This window comes from Microbacterium sp. CJ77 (genome assembly GCF_002911615.1).
Taxonomy (GTDB): domain Bacteria; phylum Actinomycetota; class Actinomycetes; order Actinomycetales; family Microbacteriaceae; genus Microbacterium.
Map to the genome: position 1 here is coordinate 313,555 of NZ_PQBR01000025.1, position 21,505 is coordinate 335,059.

Below are 21,505 nucleotides of genomic sequence, written 5' to 3' on the forward strand. Positions count from 1 at the left end.
GCTCCCCTTGCTGATGATGGATCCCGTCGAATTCTCGCATACGTACGGCCCCGTCATTCACCGCCTGTGGACCGTGACCCGACGTGATCGCGTGTCCCGGGACCGGTCATTCGGTGCCGTCGTCCACGACGACCACGTCGCGCGTCAGTTCCACCGCGGCCATCGGCCACCAGGCGCCGGCCGGGGGCCCGCCGTTGCAGGCGCCATCGCTCTCGCCGGGCACTTTGATCCACAGATTCGTGTCGACGACGTCATCGTGCACGCTGCCCGCTGGCGCTCCCACGCGGCGGTTCGGCGGGTTGCACCAGTCGCCCGTCGCCCCGACCCCGTTGCGCGACGAATCGATCACGGCGTGAGCGCCTCCGAGCTGCCTCGACAGTGCGTGCGCATACGAGATCTCGTCGCCGTCCGTGTTGTAGTTCGAGACGTTGGTCGCGAACCCGCGGACCTGGTCGATGACCCCGATCTCACGGATGAAGCCCGCCATGACCTCGGGGGAGTGCCACGTCGAGTGGCCGCCGTCGATGTAGATCCGGGCATTCTCGGCCGAGAGATTTGCGGCGGCGCCCTGCAGCTGCGGTGCGCGCTCGGCCAGGTTGCCGCACTCCTGGGCGAGCGCTATCGAGTCCGGCTCGAGCATGATGATCGTGTCGATGCCGGATGCGCGAACTGCCGCGCCGATCTCGGCGGTCCAGATGGCGTACTGGTCCTCGGAGAGTCCACCCGCGGAGAAGTTGCCGCAATCGCGGCCGGGAAGACCGTAGATGACGATCGTCGATGTCGCGCCCTGGTCGGACGCCTCTTGTGCCAGGGACGTGACCCGCGGCCCGACCTCACCGATCGGATCGCGCTCGGGCACCAACCAGAAGGCAGTGGGCTGCCCCGCCAGGTAGGCCGCTGCCGCCCGCTCTGGCGAACCCTCGGGCGCGACCGCGGCCTGCACGGCGGCCTCCGTGTTGCTGTACACAGCCACCCGGATGTGCGCGTCCGGCGTCGCGACGTTTCCGCTTCCGTTCAGCAGAACCCACGCCGCGACACCGCCGCCGACGATCACCAAGAGCACCACGAATGTCACGACGATCGAGCGTCGTCGGCGAGAGGACTTCACCGCTCGAATCTATCGCGCCCGAGCGGGCGGGACCGTCCACGAGGCCGCCGCGGCGAGAGCGGGGAGCCTGCGTTACCCGTCGCCATCCACGAGGCGCGAGGCGAGGGCCGATACGCGCACGGATCTGTCGAACGCGGCCTGGGCGCGTGCATCCTCCACCCCTTGCACGGCCGCCGCGACGGTCTCGGCGAACAGCCGTCCACCCGTCGCACCGGGGTGGATCCGGTCACCCGCGAGCAGGTCTTGGTGGGCCGCGGCGGTTCCCGCCCAGTCCGCGACGACGACGTCGGGTTGCGCGGCATCGAAGGCCGCGAGCTCTGCGTTGACCCCCGCGATCCAGTCCCGTGGGGCGAATGCGTTCACGAGCACGAGGTGCCGGTCCGGGCCGATCGCCTGTTCGAGGCGGGCGAGCGCTTCGGCACTGATCGGCCCGTTCGTGCCGAGCGCGACGACGACGTAGGGGCGAAGCTGGCCCGCGGCCGCCTGGGCCTCGGCGATCCCGACACCGGCATTCATCGACCGAGACACGGATGCATCGATCTGGATCCCCGGGAGTCGTTCCATCAGTCCCGGCGCGGACGCGAGCATGACCGAGTCCCCGATCGCGCTGACCTGATCGCCGGGCACCGTGGTCGGGCGCGGCCCGGGAACGGGCTCATCGCCGGTCTGCACGGCGAGCGGCGGCGAGACCTCGATCGCGGTCGGCGTCGGCGAGGGGGATGCCGAGGCTTCGTCCAAGGCCTGCTGGCCCGCCTGGACCGCCGCGGCCCCGGACGTCGCCTGCGGCGCGATCGCGATGGCGCTCGTCGTCGCACCCGCCGCGAGGACGAACGCGGTCACAGCTCCGAGGGCGACGAACCGGCCCGCGGGGGCGCCGGACAGGCGTGCGCGCAGCGCCGCGAGGGAGGCGCGGAAGCCGTGGCGTCGGACCGGAGTCTCGATGAACCGGTAAGACACGGTCGCGGCCACCAGGGTGATGGCGAGCGCCCAGAGGCCTACGGCGAGCGGCGGCTCGTCTCCGGGTGCGATGGCCGTGCCCGCCATCAGCAGGACGAGGACCGGCCAGTGCCAGAGGTAGATGCCGTAGGACCGCACCCCGACCCAGCGGAGCGGCGCGACATCGAGCGTGCGTCCCAACACCGAGCCCGGCCATGCGCCCGCGGTGATGGCGGCGACGGTGAGCAGGCAGGCGGCGAGCAGGGCGCCCGGGAACGTCGCGGTGTCGGGCGCGGGTGGCACTGTCGCGACCGCGACGATCGCCGCGACCGCGAGGACGCCGACGGCGGTGACGCCGCGTCGAACGTTCGGGCGAACCATCCAGGCGGTCGGTTCGTGGAGCGCTCGGCCGACGGTGAACGCCAGCGCGACCCCGAGCAGGATGCCGAAGCCGTGTGAGTCGGTTCCGAAGTAGGCGCGCGTTACGTCCGCTGCCGCACCGCCCGCCGTCGCACCCGATACCAGGACTGCCATCCAGAGGGCCGAGCCTGCCGCCGCGACGGCGGCGACACCGGCACGGATGAGCCGCGAGGGGATCAGCAGGAGGAGAGGGAAGAGCAACGGCCAGAGGACGTAGAACTGCTCCTCGACCGCGAGCGACCACAGGTTGCGGAACAACTCGGGCGTGCCGGACTCGAAGTATCCGCTGCCCGCCGAAATCGACATCCAGTTGAAGGTGAACGTGAGGGCGCCGAGCACCTGACGACCGAAGCCGACCAATACGTCGCCTCCGACGGACCATGCCCAGAGGCCGCAGACCACGATGAGCGTGATGAGCGCCGGCAGAAGCCGGCGGGCTCGGCGCCGCCAGAACTCGACCAGCGAGATGCGTGGGCCGCGTCCCTCTGCCGCGGACACCCCGGCCTCGCGCAGCAACAGCGAGGTGATCAGGAATCCGCTGATGACGAAGAAGACGTCCACACCGATGAAACCCTGCGGCAGCCACCACGCGGGGAACAGGTGATAGGCCACGACCAGCGCGACCGCGATCGCGCGCAGTCCATCGAGGCCCGCGTAGCGCCCGCCGACAGGATCGGGGCGGGGTGCGGGAGCGGCAGCGGAGGGAAGGGGGTCAGTGCGAGTCATGGGTGCGGTGGTCCGCGCATCACACGTGCATTTCGGGGCGTGCGCATGGGCGCTGCGGGTGTGGCGTTGACGCTCGCCAAGTTTACGTCGGGGGCACCGACACCGCGAGAACGAATGGCTCGTCGCGCGCGGCAATAGGCTGTCCGGGTGCGGATCCGCCTCGACATCGCCTACGACGGCACGCATTTTCGCGGCTGGGCCCGCCAGACGAACCTGCGTACCGTCCAGGGCACACTCGAGGATGCGCTCGCCCGCGTGCTCGGGTCCGGACACATTCCCGGTCACGCGCACGGCAAGATGCCTCGGCTCGTCGTGGCGGGGCGTACCGACGCGGGCGTGCACGCCGCCGGTCAGGTCGCGCACCTCGATCTCGACACACGGCTCCTCGAAGCCCTCGGTCGGTCGCGCCCGAAGTACGGCACACCCCTCGACCTGCTCGCGCAGAGGGTGCGCGGCGTGCTGGGCAAGTACGCGGATGTCACGGTCCGCGGCATCCGTGAGGCTCCGGATGGGTTCGACGCCCGGTTCTCGGCCGTGTGGCGCCGATACGCGTATCGCATTGCCGATTCCACGGCCGGTTATGACCCCCTCGAGCGCACCCGCACGACGAGTGTCAACGCTCACCTGGACGTGGCGGCGATGGATGCCGCGGCGCGGTCGCTGATCGGACTGCATGACTTCGCCGCGTACTGCCGCCCCCGAGAGGGCGCCACGACGATCCGTACCCTGCTGGAGTTCGACTGGCGGCGCAACGACGAAGGCGTCCTGATCGCGAACGTGCGGGCGGACGCGTTCTGTCACAGCATGGTGCGCGCCCTCGTCGGCGCGTGCGTCTCGGTCGGGCGCGGCCGGTTGAGCGTCGAGGATGTCGCGAGTCTGCGGGATGCGGGGGAGCGGACGAGCGCGTTCCCCGTGCTCGCGGCGCGGGGACTCACCCTGATGGAGGTCGGCTACCCCGCCGACGATCAGCTCGCCTCGCGCGCCGAGGTGACCCGCGCCCGTCGCGACGAGGAGTGATCAGGTCCCGTCGACGCCGGGGGACGAAAGAGTCTCGGACTCTTCGGTCCAGCGTGTCAGCGCCACGGTGAAGCCGTGCACCAGGCGCTCGAAGCTGCGCTCGATCGAGGCTGACAGGGCGAAGCCGCCCTGGGCCTCGAGCGCGACGAATCCGTGCAGGGCCGACCGGAATGCGCGGATCGCGTCCACCGCGTCGTCGCCCTCGAGGCGGTAGGCGGCGAGAACGTCGGCGATGACCTGGACGACCGCGCTCGCGGTGGACTCGCTTTCGAGATCCCCGGGGATGGGTGCCATCTGTGACGCTTCGTAGCGTGCGGGATGCAGCAGGGCCCAGCCTCGGTAGGCGTGCGACATCGCGTGGATCGCGTCGGTGCCCGCTCGCCCGACCGCGGCTCGGGCGAGCACGTCGCCGAGCTCGCGCTGGGACCGGAGCGAGATGCTCCGCTGCAAACCCGCCATCGAGTCGATGTGCTTGTAGAGCGAGGGCTGGCGCACACCCAGCTTCTCGGCCAATGCGGCGAGTGTCAGTCGACTGAGACCGACCTCGTCGGCCATGATCGCCGCCTCGGCGACGACCCGGTCGCGGGTGAGGCCCACCCTAGGCACCGTGCGTCACTCTCTCGAGGAAGCGCAGCACGGCGTCCGCGGTGATGTCGGGCTGCTGCGCATGCGGGTAGTGCCCCGCCTCGGCGACCATCACGACCTCGCCCTTCAGGGCGTCGCCGATCCATCGTGCCTCGGCCGCGGGGTCCCTGAAGTCCGGGTCCCGGTCGCCCATCACGACGAGCGCCGGTGCGGCCACGGCATCGAGCGCGGCCTCGGCCGGATCGTGGTCGGTCTGCTGGGTCGTGAGCGAGAACGCCTTGCCGTATGCCGGGCGCCGCAGGCTGGCGATGACCGCGGTGCGGTACTGCTCGAAGTCGGCGGGCTTCTGGCCGGCGTACAGCGTGGGCATGTAGCTCTTCCAGACGCTGGCGATCCAGAGCGGCGCCATCATCGCCCGGAACAGCGCGCGCGTGATGGCGCTCACCGGCGGGTTGCGCACGAACGGACCCACGAGCACGAGACCCGTCACCTGTTCCGGGTGTTCCGCCGCGACGATCACGGCGGCTCCCGCCGCGAGCGAGTTCCCGACGATCACGGCACTGCCACCGAGATCCGCGATCAGGGCCGAGATGTCACCCGCCGTCGCGACGTCGCCATACGACGAGAACGACGTGTCGCTGTCGCCATGACCGCGCAGATCGGTCGTTGCGACCCGGTAGCCCGCCTCGACGAGCAGGGGAGTGAGGTGACGGTAGGACGAGCGCAGCTCGCCCATGCCGGGAACGAGTACGAGCAGCGGCCCCGACCCCTGGACGTCGTATCCGATGCGCCCCTCGGGACGGGCCAGGTAGCGCGTCGCGGCGTCCGAAACCGAAGCGGAGGAGGAAGTCATGAAAGCTAGACTCCATCATCTACCAGCTATTGTCAATAGCTTAAGTGGTCAGCGCGCGATGGGGCTCACCTGGGAGTTGTCAAAGAACCCCGCGATGGCGAGCCGGACGTCACCCGCCGGTAACGTCCCGCGCCTATCCTGGTGGCGGTATGAAGGTCATCTCTTACAACCTGCGCAAGCATCGTGCGGCAACCGAGCTCGCGGCGCTCGCCGAGCGCTACGAACCCGATGTGCTCTGCCTGCAGGAATGTGACTCCACCGACATCCCGAGCACGATCCACGGACTGACGCTGGCGGATGCGACGAGTCGCAATCGCCTCGGACTCGCGGTGTACTTCCGTGAGAACACCTACCGTGCTGAGGCCGTACGGGCGATGAGCCTGAAGAAGTCCTTGCACGACCGCGTCCTCAAGCCCGCCGAGGAGCGGCTGCTCGGCGTCCGCCTGCACGACATCGACGCGGGCCACCAGATGATCGTCGCCTCGTTTCACGCCGCACCGCTGACGGCTCTGAACTCACTGCGCCGCCACCAGATCCGTACGGCGCTCGACGAACTCGATGCGCTCGGACCGGGCCTGCCCACCCTCATGGTCGGCGACTACAACTACCCGGTATTCAAAGAGAACCTCGGCCAGCGCATCCGTGATCAGGGCTACGAGTTGAACCTGAGCGACGCCCGCACCTACACCCGCTACCGCTTCTTCCGGGGGCACTACGATTTCGCGACGTCGGTAGGTTTCGAGATCGAGAAGGTGCGGACCCTGCCGCAGGGCCGGTCTGACCACAAACCGATCCTCGTGACGGGCAGAGCTGTGGCTGCGACGACGGCCACCGTCCATGACGCGACGACAGCGGACGTGCCCCTGATGCCCAGAGCGAGCGCCTGATTCCGCTGGCTCCACTCGCGTCATGAAACGCCCGGACGCGCGTCTCATGAGAGGGCCCGACCGATCGCCGCGCCCTCTGCCGGGGTTGAATGCGTCGAAGGGTGGTCACTCCCATGAGCGACGAAGAGCAGGTCGATTCTGCGCGTGACAGGGTGGTCGTCGAGCCCGAGCGCCTGCGTTCCGCGATCGAGGATGCTGCTCGCGACCATGGCTGGCGGGCCGCAGCCGATGTCTTCCAGCGCCACTGGGATCTGTACGCCACGCGCGTCCCCCGGGTGATGCTCGAGGCGCTGAAGGGTCTGCCGGGCGAGGTCTTCGTCGAACGACCCAGCATGTTGATCGCCGCTGACTACCTCCAGCAGGTGGCGTCAGGTCAAGGCGCGGGGCGATTCCACGACGGTGCGCGTGACACCTACGGCGGCGCCCGTGAGCCCCGCGAACTGCTGGATTCTCTCATCGCGTTGACGGGCCGCGCGGCCGGGGCACGTGCGGAGGGCGGGCTCGACACGGCGCGGCTGCGTTCCGCCGAGGCGCGACGCACGCTGGAGCGCGCCGACGAGTCTGCGCGCGGGCGCGCCCGCGAGGCGTTGCCGCATCTGATGCTCCAGTGGGGGCGCTGCCGGGAAGCCGCCGATGCGGACGGCGCCATTGTCGAATACGAGCAGAGCCATCATCTCGGCACGATAACCGGGCAGACCGAGGTCGCGGGGCGCGCGGCAGCTTCGTTGGCGTGGCTGCTCGCGGAGCGCGGTCGCCTCTCCGATGCACGAGAGTGGCTCGCCCGCGCGCGCGCCACCGGCCGCGTCAGCCCGCGACACGGAGCGGTCCTGCACCTGACCGATGCGTTGATCGCCGCTGACCAGCTCGACGACGAGCTCGCCGAGCGCGCGCTGGCCCGGATCGACGACAACGGGATCGGCGAATATTGGGCGGCGCTGCTGTGGGTGCGGGCGATGATCGCCCGTGGACCGATCGCACCCCTGATGATCCGTCACGACTTCGTCGGCGAGACGGAGCGCCGCGCGCGCAAGCTGTACGACGAGGGTGCAAACCGCCGTTATCTCGTGCGTGCCGCCGACGCCATCGAGCGAGAGATCGAGCCGTGCGAGCCCCCCATCCCCGCGGCGAGCCCCGAAGCGCCCAGCCCAACGGACATCGTGCGTCAAGCCAGCGCCCTCTGCAGATCTGGTTCGTTCGCGGCAGCGAGGGGGCTCGCTCGAACGGCGCTCGCCGCGTCCCCGCCGGTGCGTGACGAGGCCGCGGCCCAGTTGATTCTGGCGGCCTCGGAGTTCGCGCTCGGGGGATCGGATGCCGCCCGCTCCGCGTTCTGTCGCGCCCACGCTCTCATCGCTCACGAGGGGTTGCTCCGCAGCTACGGCACCATCGGCGCGGCAGACCTCCGGGCGCTCGCCGAGCTGTCGGGTCTGCGCATTCCGGCTCTCGCGACCGTTGCTGACGCCGCCGAAGCAGCACGTCCTGGTCCAGCAGAGAGCGCGAACATGGCGGCGCTCACACGGCGGGAGCGCGAGCTGCTCGTCCTCATCGCCGAGGGTCGGCAGTTCGCCCAGATCGCGGAGTCGCTCTTCATCAGTCTCAACACGGTCAAGACCCTCACCCGCAGCCTCTATCGGAAACTCGGCGTGCACAGCCGCGGCGAGGCCGCCGCTCTCGCTCGCACGCTCTGACGACGGCGCCCGCACGGGTGAATTCGGGGCGGTTCGGGGGTGATATCTCCCGAAAGCCCGTGGAGCTTTTATGAGGGCGCTCTAATGTTTCTCGTCGAACGCCCTGCGCCGAGCGGGGGTGTGACAGGCGGTTCGGGCCGTATCCGGGGGGACGGGTCCGAACCGCCTGTCACACCGCCCGACCCGCGGAGCGTGCTCGTTCACGACGCCCGAGATCCTCAGGGCCGTCCCATGCCGTGGTACGTCCATCCCGCGGCACGCCACGCCGAAGCGTCGAGGCAGTTGCGCCCGTCCACGATGACCGGCGACGAGACGAGCGAGGCCGCGTGCTCGGGCGCGAGGTCGCGTCTGTACTCGTCCCACTCGGTCACGACCACGACGACGTCGGCGCCGCGCAGGGCTTCATCGCGGTCGGCGACGAAGTCGAGTTGCGGATGCAGCCGCTCGGCGTTCGCGATGGCCTGCGGGTCGGTCACCGTGACCCACGCGCCGAGTCCGCGCAGACGTACGGCGACATCCAGGGCGGGGGAGTCTCGCACATCGTCGCTGTGCGGCTTGAACGCTGCGCCCAGCACCGTGACGTTCTTCTTGAAGACCGAGCCCCCAAGGGCGGCAATGACGAGATCGACAGCGCGGTCGCGGCGTCGCAGGTTGATCGCGTCGACCTCGCGCAGGAACGCGACCGACTCGCCACGCCCCAGCTCTTCCGCCCGCGCAGCGAAGGCGCGGATGTCTTTCGGCAGGCATCCGCCACCGAACCCGATTCCGGCGCCCAGGAAGCGACGCCCGATGCGCACGTCATGCCCGATCGCGTCGGCGAGCTGGGTCACGTCCGCGCCCGTGACCTCGGCGATCTCGGCCATCGCGTTGATGAACGAGATCTTCGTGGCGAGGAAGGCGTTGGCCGCTACCTTGACGAGCTCGGCCGTGGCGTAGTCGGTGACGAGAAACGGCGTGCCCAGCGCAACGGCCGGGTGGTAGACCTCTCGCAGGACATCGGCCGCGCGCTCGCCGGAAAGGTCCGTCGGGACCCCGACGACCAGTCGGTCCGGGTCGATCGTGTCCTGCACGGCCCATCCCTCGCGCAAGAACTCGGGGTTCCAGACGAGGGTGGCGCCCGTGGATGACACCGTGGGGGCAAGCCGGGTCGCGGTCCCGACGGGGACGGTCGACTTACCGGCTACGACGTCGCCGGGTGAGAGGTGCGGGACGAGCGCATCGAACGCCGCGTCGACGTAGGTCAGGTCGGCCGCATAGCCGTCCGCACGCTGGGGAGTCCCGACTCCGACGAAGTGCACCGCGGCGCCACGAGCGTTCGAGATGTCGGTCGTGAACCGCAGATTGCCGGATGCGATACCCGCCTGGAGCATCTCCTTCAGGCGCGGTTCGAATAATGGGGCGTCTCCGCGCGAGAGCACCTCGATCTTCGAGTCGTCGACGTCGACGCCGATGACGTCGTGTCCGATGTGCGCCATCGCTGCTGCGTGGACGGCACCGAGGTATCCGCACCCGATCACCGACAGTCGCACGCGAGTCCTCGGCGGGGGCGGGGACTCGGTGGAACGCGCACGCTCTGGAGGGCAGGTGCCGACATGATCCGCGAGCGTATGCAGGGCTCACGACCTGCGCGTGAACGCCGCGCGAACACTTGTGTCGGCAGCGCGGCCTGCCGGCGGGTGAACCGGGCCAGCACGACCAGCAGGCTCAGCCGGGATTCCGCCGCGATCGTCACCGCCGGGTGGCAGTGCCGCTTCGCGCGCACGGCGCAGGACCAGCGTGATGAGGAACACGAAAGGCGCGAAGAGAAGGAGGTTCGATGGCTCTCGGCGGACCCGCCAACGAGGTGTCGCGCGGCCGGCATCTCGCTCGTGGCGTGCGGCCTGCTCGGTCGAGGCATCCGTCGGTACTAGCGTGGCAGCATGCTGTTCGCGGATGCTCCGGTCCTGTCGAATGCGCACGTCGAGTCCTCCACAGGCGGGCTCTTTCTGCTTTCTCCACGGGTTCAGATTGTTCCTCCGATCTGGCCGTTCTGCGCGCCGCTAATGTCGGTGGCCCTCGCCAGAATGGAGTTATGGAACCGGATCTCGAGGCACTCCGAGACGTGGATGCTGCGCTCGCCGCGGCCCTCGCGCCGGTGTTCGCGAGCGATGCGGTGCACGAGGCATCCGATGCTCACGTGCTCGAGGCGATGGCGGTCGCGGGATCGATCCTGCGGCGGGTCGAGGGGTTCTTGGTCGAGGCGACGGACGTGGTGCGCGGGCGATCGGCGGGTCCGCGAGATGAGCGGATGACCACGCGCGCGGGGTGTGGGTCGGTGGTGGAGGTCGTGCAGCGGGCGACCCGCGTGTCGGGGGCATCGGCCGGCGCGCTGGTGCGTGCGGCCGGGGTGGTGCATCGCGAGCGTTCGATGACGTCGGGGGAGTGGTTGCCCGCGCCTCTGCCCGCGCTGCGCGACGCGATGATCGCGGGTGCTGTGGGGAGCGACGGTGTGGCTGCGGCGTCCGTTCTGGTCGAGGCATCCGCTCGCATCGATCGAGACGCTCTGCTCGTCGCGGACGCGGCGTTGGGCGAGGCGGCGCTGGGCGTGACGCGCGATGTCGCGACGGGTGCGGTCGAGACCGGACCGCATGCGTCGGCGAACGAGTTGCGGGTGCTGGCGCAGGTGTGGGCGAGCGTGCTCGACCAGGACGGCGCGGAGCCCATCGAGGCGTCGGCGATGCGGCGGCGCGGCCTGACGGTCGGTCCCGTGCGCGATGGGCTGGCGCGGGTCAGCGGCGACGTGCTCGCCGAGGTCGCCGCACAGTGGCAGCGCACCTGCGACGCGCTGTCGAACCCCAGGGTTCGGGCTGGGGTCGGGTTCGCGCCGGACGGTGGTGCCGATGGTGCTGGCGGCGGCGGTGCTGGTGCTGGTGGTCTGGACGATGCGGTCGCCGACCCCCGCGACACCCGGACGCGCGCGCAGAAGATGCACGACGCGCTGGCGACGTCGCTCGACGTCGCGGCTCGGTCGGGCGAGCTGCCCACGGTCGGTGGCGGTGCGCCGACGCTCGTCGTCTACGCGCGCGAAGAGGATCTGGTCGCGGGAACGGGATGGGCCGAGGTCGAGGGCATCGGCGAGCCTGTCGGCATCGGGGTAGCGGAGCGGGTCGCGTGCAGTGGGAGCATCCAACGCGTGACACTGAACGATCGGGGCCGGATCGTGGGACTCGGTGTGGCGGATCGGGTCTTCACCGCCATCCAGCGCAAGGCGATCAGTCTGCGCGACGGTGGTTGTGTGATCCCGGGCTGCCAGGTTCCGGCCGGATGGTGTGAGATCCACCACGCGACAGACCATGCGCTAGGTGGACCGACGCACACAGACAACGGTGTCTTGCTCTGCTGGCACCACCACAGAACCTTGGCGACATCCGGGTGGTCGGTGATGATGATCGACGGGGTGCCGCACATTCGCGGGCCCGCCTGGTGGGATCCGGAGCGAAGATGGCGACCCGCCGCGGGGTCACGGTTGCGGCGAAGAGTGCGCGTCGACGCAAGCCGACACGGAGGCGCCCCGCCCGACGGGCTCCGCACGCAGGATGGATCGCCCGAAGGCCGGCTCCTCCAGCGATCGCGATCGCGGTAGAGGGAGAGGGAGAGGGAGAGGGGGGAGGGGGGAGAGGGGGAGCGAGAGGTAAAGGGAGCCGTGCTGCCCACCCTCAGGCGCGTGTGGGACTCACGGTGTCCGCGGCGTTGTCTCGCACTCGGTCCCGGTCCTTCGCGGCACGGCGGAAGCGGTGCAGCACGGGCTCGGTGTACCCGTTCGCGGCGGCCGTGCCGCCGAACACGAGCTCGAGCGCGGCCGCGTAGGCCAGACTCGACGCCAGGTCATCGGTCATCGGCCGATACCCCGCGTCGCCGGCATTCTGCGCATCGACGACCTCGGCCATCCGTTCCATCGTCGTGCGCACCTGATCCTCCGTCACGACTGCGTGCAGCAGCCAGTTCGCGACATGCTGACTCGAGATCCGCAACGTCGCGCGGTCTTCCATCAGCCCCACGCCCTCGATGTCGGGAACCGTCGAGCATCCGACGCCCTGGTCCACCCACCGCACGACGTAGCCGAGGATCGACTGCAGATTGTTCTCGAGCTCGCGCTGGATCCCATCGACAGACCAGGACCCCGGGTCACCGAGCGGGATCGTCAGGAGATCGTCGAGGGGATCCGTGGGCTCTGCCACGAGCTGCGCCTGCCGCTCGAACACGTCCACCCGCAGGTAGTGCAGGGCGTGCAGGGTCGCCGCCGTCGGCGACGGGACCCACGCGGTCGACGCCCCGGCGAGCGGATGCGCGACCTTCTGCGCGAGCATCGCCGCCATCCGATCGGGCATCGCCCACATGCCCTTGCCGATCTGCGCCCGGCCACCGAACCCGGTCGCAAGCCCGGACGCGACGTTGCGCCGCTCGTACGCGCGCATCCAGGGCTGATCGCGCAGATCGCCCTTCGGTACGAACGCACCGGCCTGAATGGAGGTGTGGATCTCGTCTCCCGAGCGATCGAGAAAGCCGGTGTTGACGAACACGAGGCGCGAGCGGGCCTCGGTCAGACACGCGACGAGGTTCGCCGACGTGCGGCGCTCCTCGTCCATGAGCCCGAGCTTGAGCGTCTGCGGGGCAAGGCCGAGGAGCGCCTCGACGCGCCCGAACAGATCGACGACGAACGCCACCTCGTCCGGCCCGTGCAGCTTCGGGACCACGATGGGGAGCGCCGCGTGAGTGGCATCGGTGGGGCGACCGATGGGGCGCGCGCACAGCGTCGTCACCACGGCATCCACGATCGTCTCGCTCACGGGCTCGCCGTCGCCATCGACCACGGCATCCGTCGCCATGTGCAGCCCGACGTTGCGCACGAGCATGAGCGAGCGCCCGGGCAGGATGATCGGCGCACCCATCGGGGCGCGATACTCGCGATCGGCGGCGAGCGCGCGCTCGATGATCCGCCCCCGCTTCTCGAACGCGTGCGTGAGGTCGCCCCTGTTGAGGCCGAGCCAGATGCGGTACGCGGCGACCTTGTCGTCGGCGTCGACGGTCGCCACCGAATCCTCGAAGTCCACGATCGTCGACAAGGCGGACTCGAGCAGCACGTCGTGGAGTGCCGCCGCGTCCCGCGACCCGACCGGGGACTGCGGGTCGAACTGCAGCTCGAGATGCAGGCCGTGATGCTCGAGGAGAATCGCCGTGGGCGACTCGGGGCGGCCCCGGTATCCGCGGAACTGCGAGCGGTCCGCCAGGTTCGTCAGGCCCCCGTCGGCGAGCGCGATCACGAGGGCGCCGTCGATGACCGTGTACGCCCGCGAAGCGCGATGGGTGCTCCCGGCCCCGGCCAGGGGCACGAACTCGTCGAGCAGGTCCCGCACGTGCGCGACGACACGGTCGCCCCGCTCGACGTCGTATCCGGATGCCGACGGATGGACGGGCTCGATCGCATCCGTGCCGTACAGCGCGTCGTACAGCGACCCCCACCGCGCGTTCACGGCGTTCAGGGCGTACCGCGGATTGGTGACGGGAACCACGAGCTGCGGTCCGGCGAGCGAGCTCAGCTCGGGAGCGATGCCCGTCGTCGTGAGGCGACACGGCGATACCTCGGGCACGAGATATCCGATCTTCAGCAGATGCTCGCGATACGCGGCGGCGTCGTCATGGTCGGTGCGGCCGTCACCGTCGCGAGTTCGCCGTGTGCGGTGCCAGTCGTCGAGCTCGGCCTGCAGCCTGTCGCGCTCCGCGAGGAGTTCGGCGCGGCGGGGCGCGAGGTCTTCGACGATCGCGGCGAAACCTGCCCAGAAGGCCGACGCCGAGGCATCCGGTGCGAGCGCTTCGTTCGCGATGAATTCGTAGAGGGGGCGAGCGACGCGCACGCTGCCGGCGTCGACGTAGTCCGTCATGGGGAGAGTCCGATGATCGTGTGGCGCCTCAGGGCGCGGAGGGGGAAAGGGGAGTGCCGTCCGGGGCGAGGTGATCGCGCCACGAACGCGACGCCGTCCAGCCGAACAGGCGCGCGGCCTTCGACGAGTCGATGCCGCTCGCATCCACGCGCGGTACCGGGCGCAGCTCGACCTCGGGGTGCACGCGGGCGACGCTCGCGAGCAGGTCGCGCCCGCCGATGTTGTCGGCCGCCGCGGCGTACACGACCTCGTGCCCCGGGGTCGGGGTGCGCAGGCACGCGACGACGAGGTCGGCGAGATCCCGCACATCGATGTACGCCCAGAACACGGCGCTCGGCAGATCGGGGTCGTCGAAGAACGGCCGCAGGTTCGCCGCATACGTCTCGGGCGTCAACACCCATGTCGGGCGGATCGACACGGCGCTCGCGCCGCCGCCGCCACCCGCACGGGCCACGAAGGCGTCGCACAGCAGCTCGGTGACGCGCTTGGACATCCCGTACGCGTCGTGCGCGAGATCGGGATGCGACTCATCGATCGGGCAGAACGACCCGAGGAACGGCCGATGCGCCCACGTCATGCCCGACACCGAGTCGCTCGACAGGTTGATCAGGCGCCGGATGCCGCGGGCCTCCATCGCTTCGATCACGTTGAACGTCGACTGCGTGTTCGTGGCGAAAACGGTGTGCGCCACGTTCTTCGTCGGCTCGGGGATGCCGGCCGTGTGCACGACCGCGTCCACGTCGCGCACGACCGCGAAAGCGTCACCGGCGTTCGTGAGGTCGGCCTGCACGTAGGCGGCGACGTTCGTTTCGTCGGCGTCGTACACGGGCCGGGCGATGTCGGTCGCCCGCACGTCGAACCCGGCCGCCACGAGGGCGGCGACGACGTGACGGCCGACCTTGCCGCGGGATCCGGTCACGAGCACGCGCTGAGGAAAGGACATGTTCACGATTCCACGGTAGTCAGGCGTCGAGGAACGCCCGGCGTCCCGCCTCGATCACGTCGACGTCGACGTCGATCCCGAGCCCGGGGCCGGACGGCACCGCGACCGTCCCGTCCACGATCGACGCGACCCCGAACCCGGAGTCGGGCGCGACGCGCTCGAGCATCGGCGAGAGGTGGAACGGGTACTCGATCAGGTCGATGCCGGGGATCGCCGAGGCGACGAGCGCGTTGGCGGCGAACGTCACGGGGCTGCCGTGCGTGTGCATGACGACGCGCGCCCCGCGGCCGAGGGCCGTGCGCGCCATCAGATCGGCCTCGGCGATTCCGCCGCAGATGGATGCGTCGGGTTGCACGACCGAGATGGCCGCGCCATCCATCGTGTCGAGCATGTGCTCGGTGCTGAAGATGTGCTCGCCGTACGCCACGGGCACCGGCGATGCCGCGGCGATGCGGGCGATCGCGGGGAGCCGGGCCGCCGACACGGGCTCTTCGAACCAGCTGATGCGGAGGTCGGCCAGGCGCGCTGCCATCTCGATCGACTCGGCGACCGAGAACAGCTCGCTGCCGTCGACCATGAGATCGATGTCGGGGAGGGTGGTGCGCAGGTCCGACAGCACGCGCATCGCGGAGCGCCAGTCGGGGCCGATGCGCATCTTCACCATCGAGACGCCGCGCTCGAGCAGCGGCGTGAGCAGCTCGACATGCCCGGCCGCGTCGCGCGACTCGAGGAAGTGGCTGTTGCCGGCGTAGACGCGCAGGCGAGCGCTCGCACGTCCCTCGACCGGTGAGAGCGAGACGCCCGCGCTGCGGGCCTGGGCGTCGCGGATCGCGATGTCGACCGCGCCGAGCGACTGCGCGGCGGAGTGGCTGAAGCCGAGCGTGCGGGCGACCGCGCGGCGCTTGGCGTCGAGCGCCGCGAGGGCCGCCGTGCAGGTGGCATCGACCGCGACCGGGCCCCAGACATCCTCGACGAAACGCGCGAGCACCGTCGGGTACGAGATGCCGAAGCTGTCGCAGCTCTCGCCCCAGCCGACGACCCCGTCGCTCGTCTCGACGCGCACGAGGAACAGCGTCATCTCGGCGTAGTCGGTGGGCAGGCGCAGCGGATAGGGAATTATCGAGGCGATCGTCGCGGTCGTCGTGGAGGTCATGGTGGAGGTGGTCATGAGGTTGCTGCTTTCGATCGCGCGGGGCGGGCGCTCGGTGGGGCTTGGTGTCTGTCGGGTTCGTGGGGTCTTCGGTGGATGCGGCCGTTCGCCGCGATGCCGGTGGGCGGTGCCGGTGGGTGGTGCCGGTGGGCGGTGCGGGCGGGTGGCGCCGAACGGACGCCACCCGCCACACCGTCAACCCGCGTAGCTGATGCTCGGGTCGAGGAATTCGTTCGTGTAGATGTCCTCCGCCGTGAGTCCCTCGGCGATCTCGACGCCCGACTCGGCGTAGATGTCGGCCAGGAGTGCGGTCATCCGATCCATCCGCTCGGCGTCGAACGAGCCGAACACGCCGTCCGTGCCATCCGCGACGATGCCCTCGTTCTTCATGACCCGGTGGATCTCGGCACCCAGCTCGGGCGTCACCTGGAAGAACTGGTCGATCTCGACGAGGTAGTCTGCGATCGCCTGGTTGACCGGCTCGGGGTCGTTCATGTAGTCGATCTGCGCCTGCTGCATGGCGGGGACGAGCTGCGCGAGGCACTCGGACTGCGCCTCGACGACCTCGGGCTTGCCCGACCACGCGGCCGGGTAGATGTCGTACCCCGAGTCGGCGATGAGGAAGGAATCGACGTCGCGACCGTAGTCGGGGAAGTCGACCTTCGGGCGGTAGGGCTCCTGCGTGATGTAGCCCTGCATGACGACCGGCTCGTCGGCGACGAGGCGCGTGACCGAGCCGTCGAACGATCCGTCCACCTGATCGGCGCGCACGTCGCCCTGGGCGATGAGGTAGTCCATGTAGGTCGCGCCCTGGAAGTAGAGCACCGTCGCGTCGCTCTCGGCGATGTCGGAGATCTCACCGAACGAGTAGCGCTCGGGGTCCCACAGCAGGATCTGCGGGTTGATCTGCAGCGGCGTGTACACCGCCTTCGTGGGCTGGTCGGCGGACAGCTTGACCGACTCGTCGGTGTCGATCATCGCGAGCATGATCGAGTCGTCCGAGTACAGCAGGGCCGTCGACTGCTGGAACCCGATGAAGGGTCCTCCCGAGCGCACCTCGATGGTGATGTTCGGGTCGGCGATGGCCGGACCCGAGTAGATGCCGGCATCGGGATCGGTCGTCGCTTCGGCGGGGTCGATCAGCGCGTACGCGGCGGAGTGCTCGGGCTCGGGGAACCAGTTCGTCTGCAGCACGACCGTCGCGGGGCACGCGCCGAGCGCGCCCTCGCCGCCGGCGGCTTCGGCGTCCTGCGCCGTGGGCTCGGGGCTGCTGCAGCCGGCGAGGGCGACCGTGAGGGCGGCCCCGATTCCGACGGTGGACACGAGAAAACGGGTGCGGTTCATGTGATCTCCAGGTGATTTCGGGTGGTGTGGGTGGAGCAGGACCGGATCAGCGCGTGTCGGGCTGGTACCACGAGCCGACGACGAGGCGCGAGAGAAGGCCGAAGAGCCAGAAGACGACGAGGCCGAACAGCGACGCCAGCAGGATGGCGCCGTAGAGCATCTCGCCGTCGAGGCGGTTGCGGTAGGTGTCGATGGCGAGACCGATGCCGGAGTTGCCCTGGCGGAAGAAGAAATCGGCCACGATCGCACCGACGACGGCCATCCCGGCCGAGATGCGCAGCCCCGTGAAGAGGGCGGGGAGTGCGGCGGGGAACTGCAGACGCCACATCATCGTCCATCGGCTTGCCCGCTTGAGCCGGAACAGGTCCTTCATCTGCGCGTTCGCCGAGTGGAGCCCGAAGAGGGTGTTCGTGACGATCGGGAAGAGCGCGATCAGGATCACGACGAGGATGCGGCTGCCGAATCCGTATCCCAGCGCGAAGGCGATCAGCGGCACGAGCGCGAGGATCGGCACGCTCTGCAGCGCGACGGCGTAGGGGTAGAGCGTCGTCTCGACCCACTTCGCCTGGCTCATCAGGATCGCCGTGATGATGCCGATCGCCGCAGCGATCGCGAGGCCGGTCATCGCGACGACCGCCGTCGTGCCCAGCTGACGCAGCAGATCGCTCAGGTTGGCCGGGTCGAGGAAAGCCACGACGAGGATCTCGTGTGGCATCGGCAGGATGAACCGCTTCGACGGCGACAAGAGGAACGCGCTGGTGACGTACCAGAGCGCCAGCACCGCGGTCGCGAACGCGACGGGCAGCAGGACGGACTTGACGGACACGCGACTCATACCATCGCCGCCTTCAGCAGATCGGAGATCTCGGCCGACAGCTCGGCGAACTCGGGGGAGTAGCGGGTGTGCTCGTCTCGTTCGTCGCCGAAGGGAACGGCGTACTCGCCGATGATGCGGCCGGGCGCGGCTCCCATCACGATCACCCTCGTCGCCATGTACACGGCCTCGGCGATCGAGTGCGTCACGAACACACCCGTGAACCCCTCATCGCGCCAGAGGGCGCGCACGTCGTCGTTCAGCTTCTCGCGCGTGAATTCATCGAGCGCACCGAAGGGCTCGTCGAAGAGGAACAGAGCAGGGTTGTTGACGAGTGAACGGGCGAGCGAGGCGCGCATGCGCATGCCGCCGGAGAGCTGGTGGGGTAGGTGCTTGGCGAACCTCGTGAGCCCGACCAGGTCGAGGGCGTGCTCCACGCGCCGCGATACTCCTGCCTGGGGCAGGTGATCGAGCTCGCCGAACAGCGCCACGTTGCGTTCGACGTTCAGCCAGGGCAGCAGCGTCGCGTCCTGGAAGACATAGCCGATGCGATCGGTGTCGGTCTCGGTGTGTCCGGACGTCGCCACGTCCAGCCCCGACGCCAACCGCAGGAGGGTGGACTTGCCGCACCCGGACGGTCCGAGGAGGGCGACGAATTCGCCGGGCCGGATCGACAGGTTGACGTCGTCCAGCGCGACGGTTCCGTTCGGGAACCGCATCGCGACGTCCGAGAAGACAAGCTGTGCGCCGGCCATCGATCCTCCTGAGAAATATTGACAAGATCAATATTGTCTCGGGATGTTTCGGGGTGATTTCAGCTCAATTGCCGTGTGATGAAGGTCGGTCGAGTGTCATATATGCTCGCTGACAATATTCTCGCTCGAGGTGTTCGTCCCCGCCTGCGTGACCAGGAGGCGGGCGGGCCAGAGCCCTACGACGCGCCAGCGGTGGCGCACGTTCCCCGCGAAGTACAGGGTGTCGCCGGGGCCGATGCGATGGATGCCCTTCTCGGCGAGGTCGACCTCGAGGTGGCCCGATATGACATAGATGAACTCCGCGCCGGGGTGCTGGTAATAGTCCTCGAACTCGGTGACGCTGGTCACGAACTCGAGGGGATACATGGCGCGCTCGCCGACGACGAGCGACTTCGCCTGGCCGTTGGACTGGGTGACCATCGATCCCTGGTCGACGCGCACGAGGCTCACGGCGTCCTCGTCGATCTCGGCCGCCGATCCGTTGCCGTGCTCGCCGCCCGACAGGAGCGCGGGCGTCGTGGTTCCGAGCGCGGATGCCAGACGGTGCAGGGAGGGCATGCTGGGGCGGGCGCGTCCCCGCTCGATCTGGCTCAGGAAGGGCTGTGAGAGATCGGTTCGCGCGGCGAGCGCCACGAGTGTCAGGCCGCGCTCCTTGCGCAGGACGCTGATCCGGCGGCCGAGCTCGAGCGTCATGCGCGCGTCGGTGTCGTCGCCGGGGGTCGCTGCCATGCCTCACACCCTAAGGGCAGATCCGGTCGTGTCCCGTTCGGGTCCGGCGCTGCACCGCTAGACGCCCGCGAGCACCAGATCCTTGACCGCGTGACGCGTGCGCGGCGCGAGTTCGCGCTCGCGGAGCTCCTCCGTGGCCTCGGCGATGTCGCCCAAGGCACCCACGGCCATCACGGTCAGGGGAGCGAACCGCGACTCCAGTGAGAACTTCGCCGAGATCGCGTCGGCGTCGAACCCGCCCATCTGATGGGTGTGCAATCCGCTCGCGTGCGCCTGGACCGTGAAGTGCGCCGCCGCCTGGCCGAGGTCGTACGCGGCCATGCGCAGCGGCGTGCCATCGGCGGTCTCGGTCTCGGCGACGAAGACCACGAGCAGGGATGCCGCGGTGGTCCACGACTGGTTGAAACCGCGCAGCGCGTCGTGCACCGCCTGGAACTCGGCCGTGCCGCGTCGCGCCACGATGAAGCGCCACGGCTGGGTGTTGTTCGCCGAGGGAGTCCAGCGGGCCGCTTCCAGCGCGCTCTGGATCGCAGCCTCGTCCAGCGGTGCCTCGGCGTCGAAGACGCGGGTGCTCCAGCGCTCCGCCAGCACATCGAGGATCGGTGCTTCGGTCTGGGCGGGGTTCGCGTGCGCGATGGTCATGAGGCTCCTCAGGGTCGAACGGGCGGTTCCCCTCGCCCAACCGCCCCGGCGCCGTCCCTATTCCGGCGGGACGGGGCGCGTGGCCCGGCGGACGATGTCGAGGAACCACCGCTGCGCGGGACCCAGGGTCTGCGGACGCGCCGAGAGCAGCATGACGTCGGCGGTCGGCGCCGGGTAGGGGGGATCGAGCACCTGCGTGCCCGCCGGCGGGGGAGTGTGCGCGAAGGCATCCGACGGTACGGCGGCAAGGAATCCCTGGTCCGCCACGAGTGTGGGTAACGCCGAGAAGCTCCGCACGGTGACGCGCGGCGCGATCGCCATACCCGCAGCCTCGGCCGCCCGGGCCATCATCGTGTGACCGGTGTTGGCGGCGACCGCCGCCCACGGCATGGAACGGAACGCCTCTTCCTCGATGCGGCCGCCCGGCGCCGCGAGCGACGCGGGGGCGAGGCATCCGTATCGGTCGGTGAAGAGCGTCTCGTGACGGCCCGCGCCGCGCACGTGCGTGCTCGCCACGGCCGCATCGACCGCGCCCTCGGCCAGGGCGGCGCCGATCCTCTCGGTGTCCAGGGGCAGCACGTCGAGCCGGGCGCCGGGCGCTTCGATCGCGAAGAGGCGCACGATGGCGGGCAGCAGCGTGGTCTCGCCGAGATCGGTGAGGGCGATCCGAAAGCGCTGCGTCGACGTCGCCGGGGTGAAATCGACGGCGCCGGCCAGTTCCCGGGCGATCTGCTGCAACGGCTGCGCGATCGCGTCGAACAGCGCGGTCGCGACGGTGGTCGGCCGGACTCCCGAACCGCTCCGGACGAACAGGGGATCGGCGAAACGCCGCCGCAGACGATTCAGTGCGTGACTCACGGCGGGCTGCGAGAGGTTGAGCGCCTGCGCCGCCGCGGTGATGCTGCGGTGCCGGTAGATGGTCACGAAGGTCTGGAGCTGGTTGAGGTCCATCCCTCGGCCCGAACCCAGATCATTCGTCATCGTCATGTCGAC

Annotated in this window: 18 protein-coding genes; 4 read left to right on the forward strand and 14 right to left on the reverse strand. The window is 69.7% G+C overall.

What is annotated here, in order from left to right:
• Positions 1 to 106 precede the first annotated feature (106 nt).
• Both C2868_RS16260 and C2868_RS16265 read right to left on the reverse strand, forming a co-directional pair.
• Positions 107 to 1,108 (reverse strand): glycoside hydrolase family 6 protein, encoded by a 1,002-nt coding sequence (locus tag C2868_RS16260; protein WP_232711106.1) that lies wholly within the window; start codon positions 1,106 to 1,108, stop codon positions 107 to 109.
• Between the two features lie 72 nt (positions 1,109 to 1,180).
• On the reverse strand, positions 1,181 to 3,190 hold the full coding sequence (locus C2868_RS16265) for an acyltransferase family protein (protein ID WP_100809916.1): 2,010 nt from the start codon (positions 3,188 to 3,190) through the stop codon (positions 1,181 to 1,183).
• Between the two features lie 147 nt (positions 3,191 to 3,337).
• On the opposite strand from C2868_RS16265, the gene truA reads away from it, so the two are divergent.
• On the forward strand, positions 3,338 to 4,207 hold the full coding sequence (truA, locus tag C2868_RS16270) for a tRNA pseudouridine(38-40) synthase TruA (RefSeq protein ID WP_100809917.1): 870 nt from the start codon (positions 3,338 to 3,340) through the stop codon (positions 4,205 to 4,207).
• Here truA and C2868_RS16275 read toward each other — a convergent pair whose 3' ends face one another.
• Together C2868_RS16275 and C2868_RS16280 are read right to left on the reverse strand one after the other, a co-directional pair.
• Positions 4,208 to 4,804, reverse strand: coding sequence for a TetR/AcrR family transcriptional regulator (locus C2868_RS16275; RefSeq protein ID WP_198519491.1), 597 nt, complete (start codon positions 4,802 to 4,804; stop codon positions 4,208 to 4,210).
• 1 nt (position 4,805) lies between these two features.
• Positions 4,806 to 5,645: an alpha/beta fold hydrolase gene (locus tag C2868_RS16280; protein WP_100809919.1), complete on the reverse strand. Its 840-nt coding sequence runs from the start codon at positions 5,643 to 5,645 to the stop codon at positions 4,806 to 4,808.
• 149 nt (positions 5,646 to 5,794) lie between these two features.
• Between C2868_RS16280 and C2868_RS16285 the strand changes: the two genes are divergently transcribed.
• Positions 5,795 to 6,532: an endonuclease/exonuclease/phosphatase family protein gene (locus C2868_RS16285; RefSeq protein WP_100809920.1), complete on the forward strand. Its 738-nt coding sequence runs from the start codon at positions 5,795 to 5,797 to the stop codon at positions 6,530 to 6,532.
• Positions 6,533 to 6,645: 113 nt separating this feature from the next.
• Entirely contained in the window at positions 6,646 to 8,217 is a 1,572-nt protein-coding gene (locus tag C2868_RS16290; protein WP_157813866.1) for a helix-turn-helix transcriptional regulator, read from the forward strand.
• 218 nt (positions 8,218 to 8,435) lie between these two features.
• Here C2868_RS16290 and C2868_RS16295 read toward each other — a convergent pair whose 3' ends face one another.
• Positions 8,436 to 9,746, reverse strand: a complete 1,311-nt coding sequence (locus C2868_RS16295; RefSeq protein ID WP_100809922.1) for a UDP-glucose/GDP-mannose dehydrogenase family protein — start codon at positions 9,744 to 9,746, stop codon at positions 8,436 to 8,438.
• Positions 9,747 to 10,288: 542 nt separating this feature from the next.
• Here C2868_RS16295 and C2868_RS16300 point away from each other — a divergent pair.
• Positions 10,289 to 11,839 carry an HNH endonuclease signature motif containing protein gene (locus C2868_RS16300; RefSeq protein ID WP_157813867.1) on the forward strand — a complete coding sequence of 517 codons (1,551 nt, stop codon included), beginning with the start codon at positions 10,289 to 10,291 and terminating at the stop codon, positions 11,837 to 11,839.
• Positions 11,840 to 11,912: 73 nt separating this feature from the next.
• Here C2868_RS16300 and C2868_RS16305 read toward each other — a convergent pair whose 3' ends face one another.
• From C2868_RS16305 to C2868_RS16345, 9 genes are all read right to left on the reverse strand, one after another.
• Complete coding sequence (locus C2868_RS16305) at positions 11,913 to 14,135, reverse strand: malate synthase G (RefSeq protein ID WP_100809924.1); 2,223 nt, start codon at positions 14,133 to 14,135, stop codon at positions 11,913 to 11,915.
• 28 nt (positions 14,136 to 14,163) lie between these two features.
• Positions 14,164 to 15,078: an NAD(P)-dependent oxidoreductase gene (locus C2868_RS16310; RefSeq protein ID WP_100809925.1), complete on the reverse strand. Its 915-nt coding sequence runs from the start codon at positions 15,076 to 15,078 to the stop codon at positions 14,164 to 14,166.
• A gap of 19 nt (positions 15,079 to 15,097) precedes the next feature.
• Positions 15,098 to 16,246: a mandelate racemase/muconate lactonizing enzyme family protein gene (locus C2868_RS16315; protein WP_100809926.1), complete on the reverse strand. Its 1,149-nt coding sequence runs from the start codon at positions 16,244 to 16,246 to the stop codon at positions 15,098 to 15,100.
• A 177-nt stretch (positions 16,247 to 16,423) separates the two neighbouring features.
• Positions 16,424 to 17,572, reverse strand: a complete 1,149-nt coding sequence (locus C2868_RS16320) for a hypothetical protein (RefSeq protein WP_103663562.1) — start codon at positions 17,570 to 17,572, stop codon at positions 16,424 to 16,426.
• Positions 17,573 to 17,618: 46 nt separating this feature from the next.
• A complete protein-coding gene (locus tag C2868_RS16325; protein ID WP_100809928.1) occupies positions 17,619 to 18,407 on the reverse strand; it encodes an ABC transporter permease in 789 nt (262 codons plus the stop codon).
• Positions 18,404 to 19,141, reverse strand: coding sequence for an ABC transporter ATP-binding protein (locus C2868_RS16330; protein ID WP_100809929.1), 738 nt, complete (start codon positions 19,139 to 19,141; stop codon positions 18,404 to 18,406). The genes C2868_RS16325 and C2868_RS16330 overlap by 4 nt, the downstream gene beginning before the upstream one ends.
• 96 nt (positions 19,142 to 19,237) lie before the next feature.
• Positions 19,238 to 19,870: a helix-turn-helix domain-containing protein gene (locus tag C2868_RS16335; protein WP_198519492.1), complete on the reverse strand. Its 633-nt coding sequence runs from the start codon at positions 19,868 to 19,870 to the stop codon at positions 19,238 to 19,240.
• A gap of 57 nt (positions 19,871 to 19,927) precedes the next feature.
• Positions 19,928 to 20,512 carry a nitroreductase family protein gene (locus tag C2868_RS16340; RefSeq protein WP_100809930.1) on the reverse strand — a complete coding sequence of 195 codons (585 nt, stop codon included), beginning with the start codon at positions 20,510 to 20,512 and terminating at the stop codon, positions 19,928 to 19,930.
• A gap of 57 nt (positions 20,513 to 20,569) precedes the next feature.
• Positions 20,570 to 21,499 carry a LysR family transcriptional regulator gene (locus tag C2868_RS16345; protein WP_181003494.1) on the reverse strand — a complete coding sequence of 310 codons (930 nt, stop codon included), beginning with the start codon at positions 21,497 to 21,499 and terminating at the stop codon, positions 20,570 to 20,572.
• Positions 21,500 to 21,505: the final 6 nt, after the last annotated feature.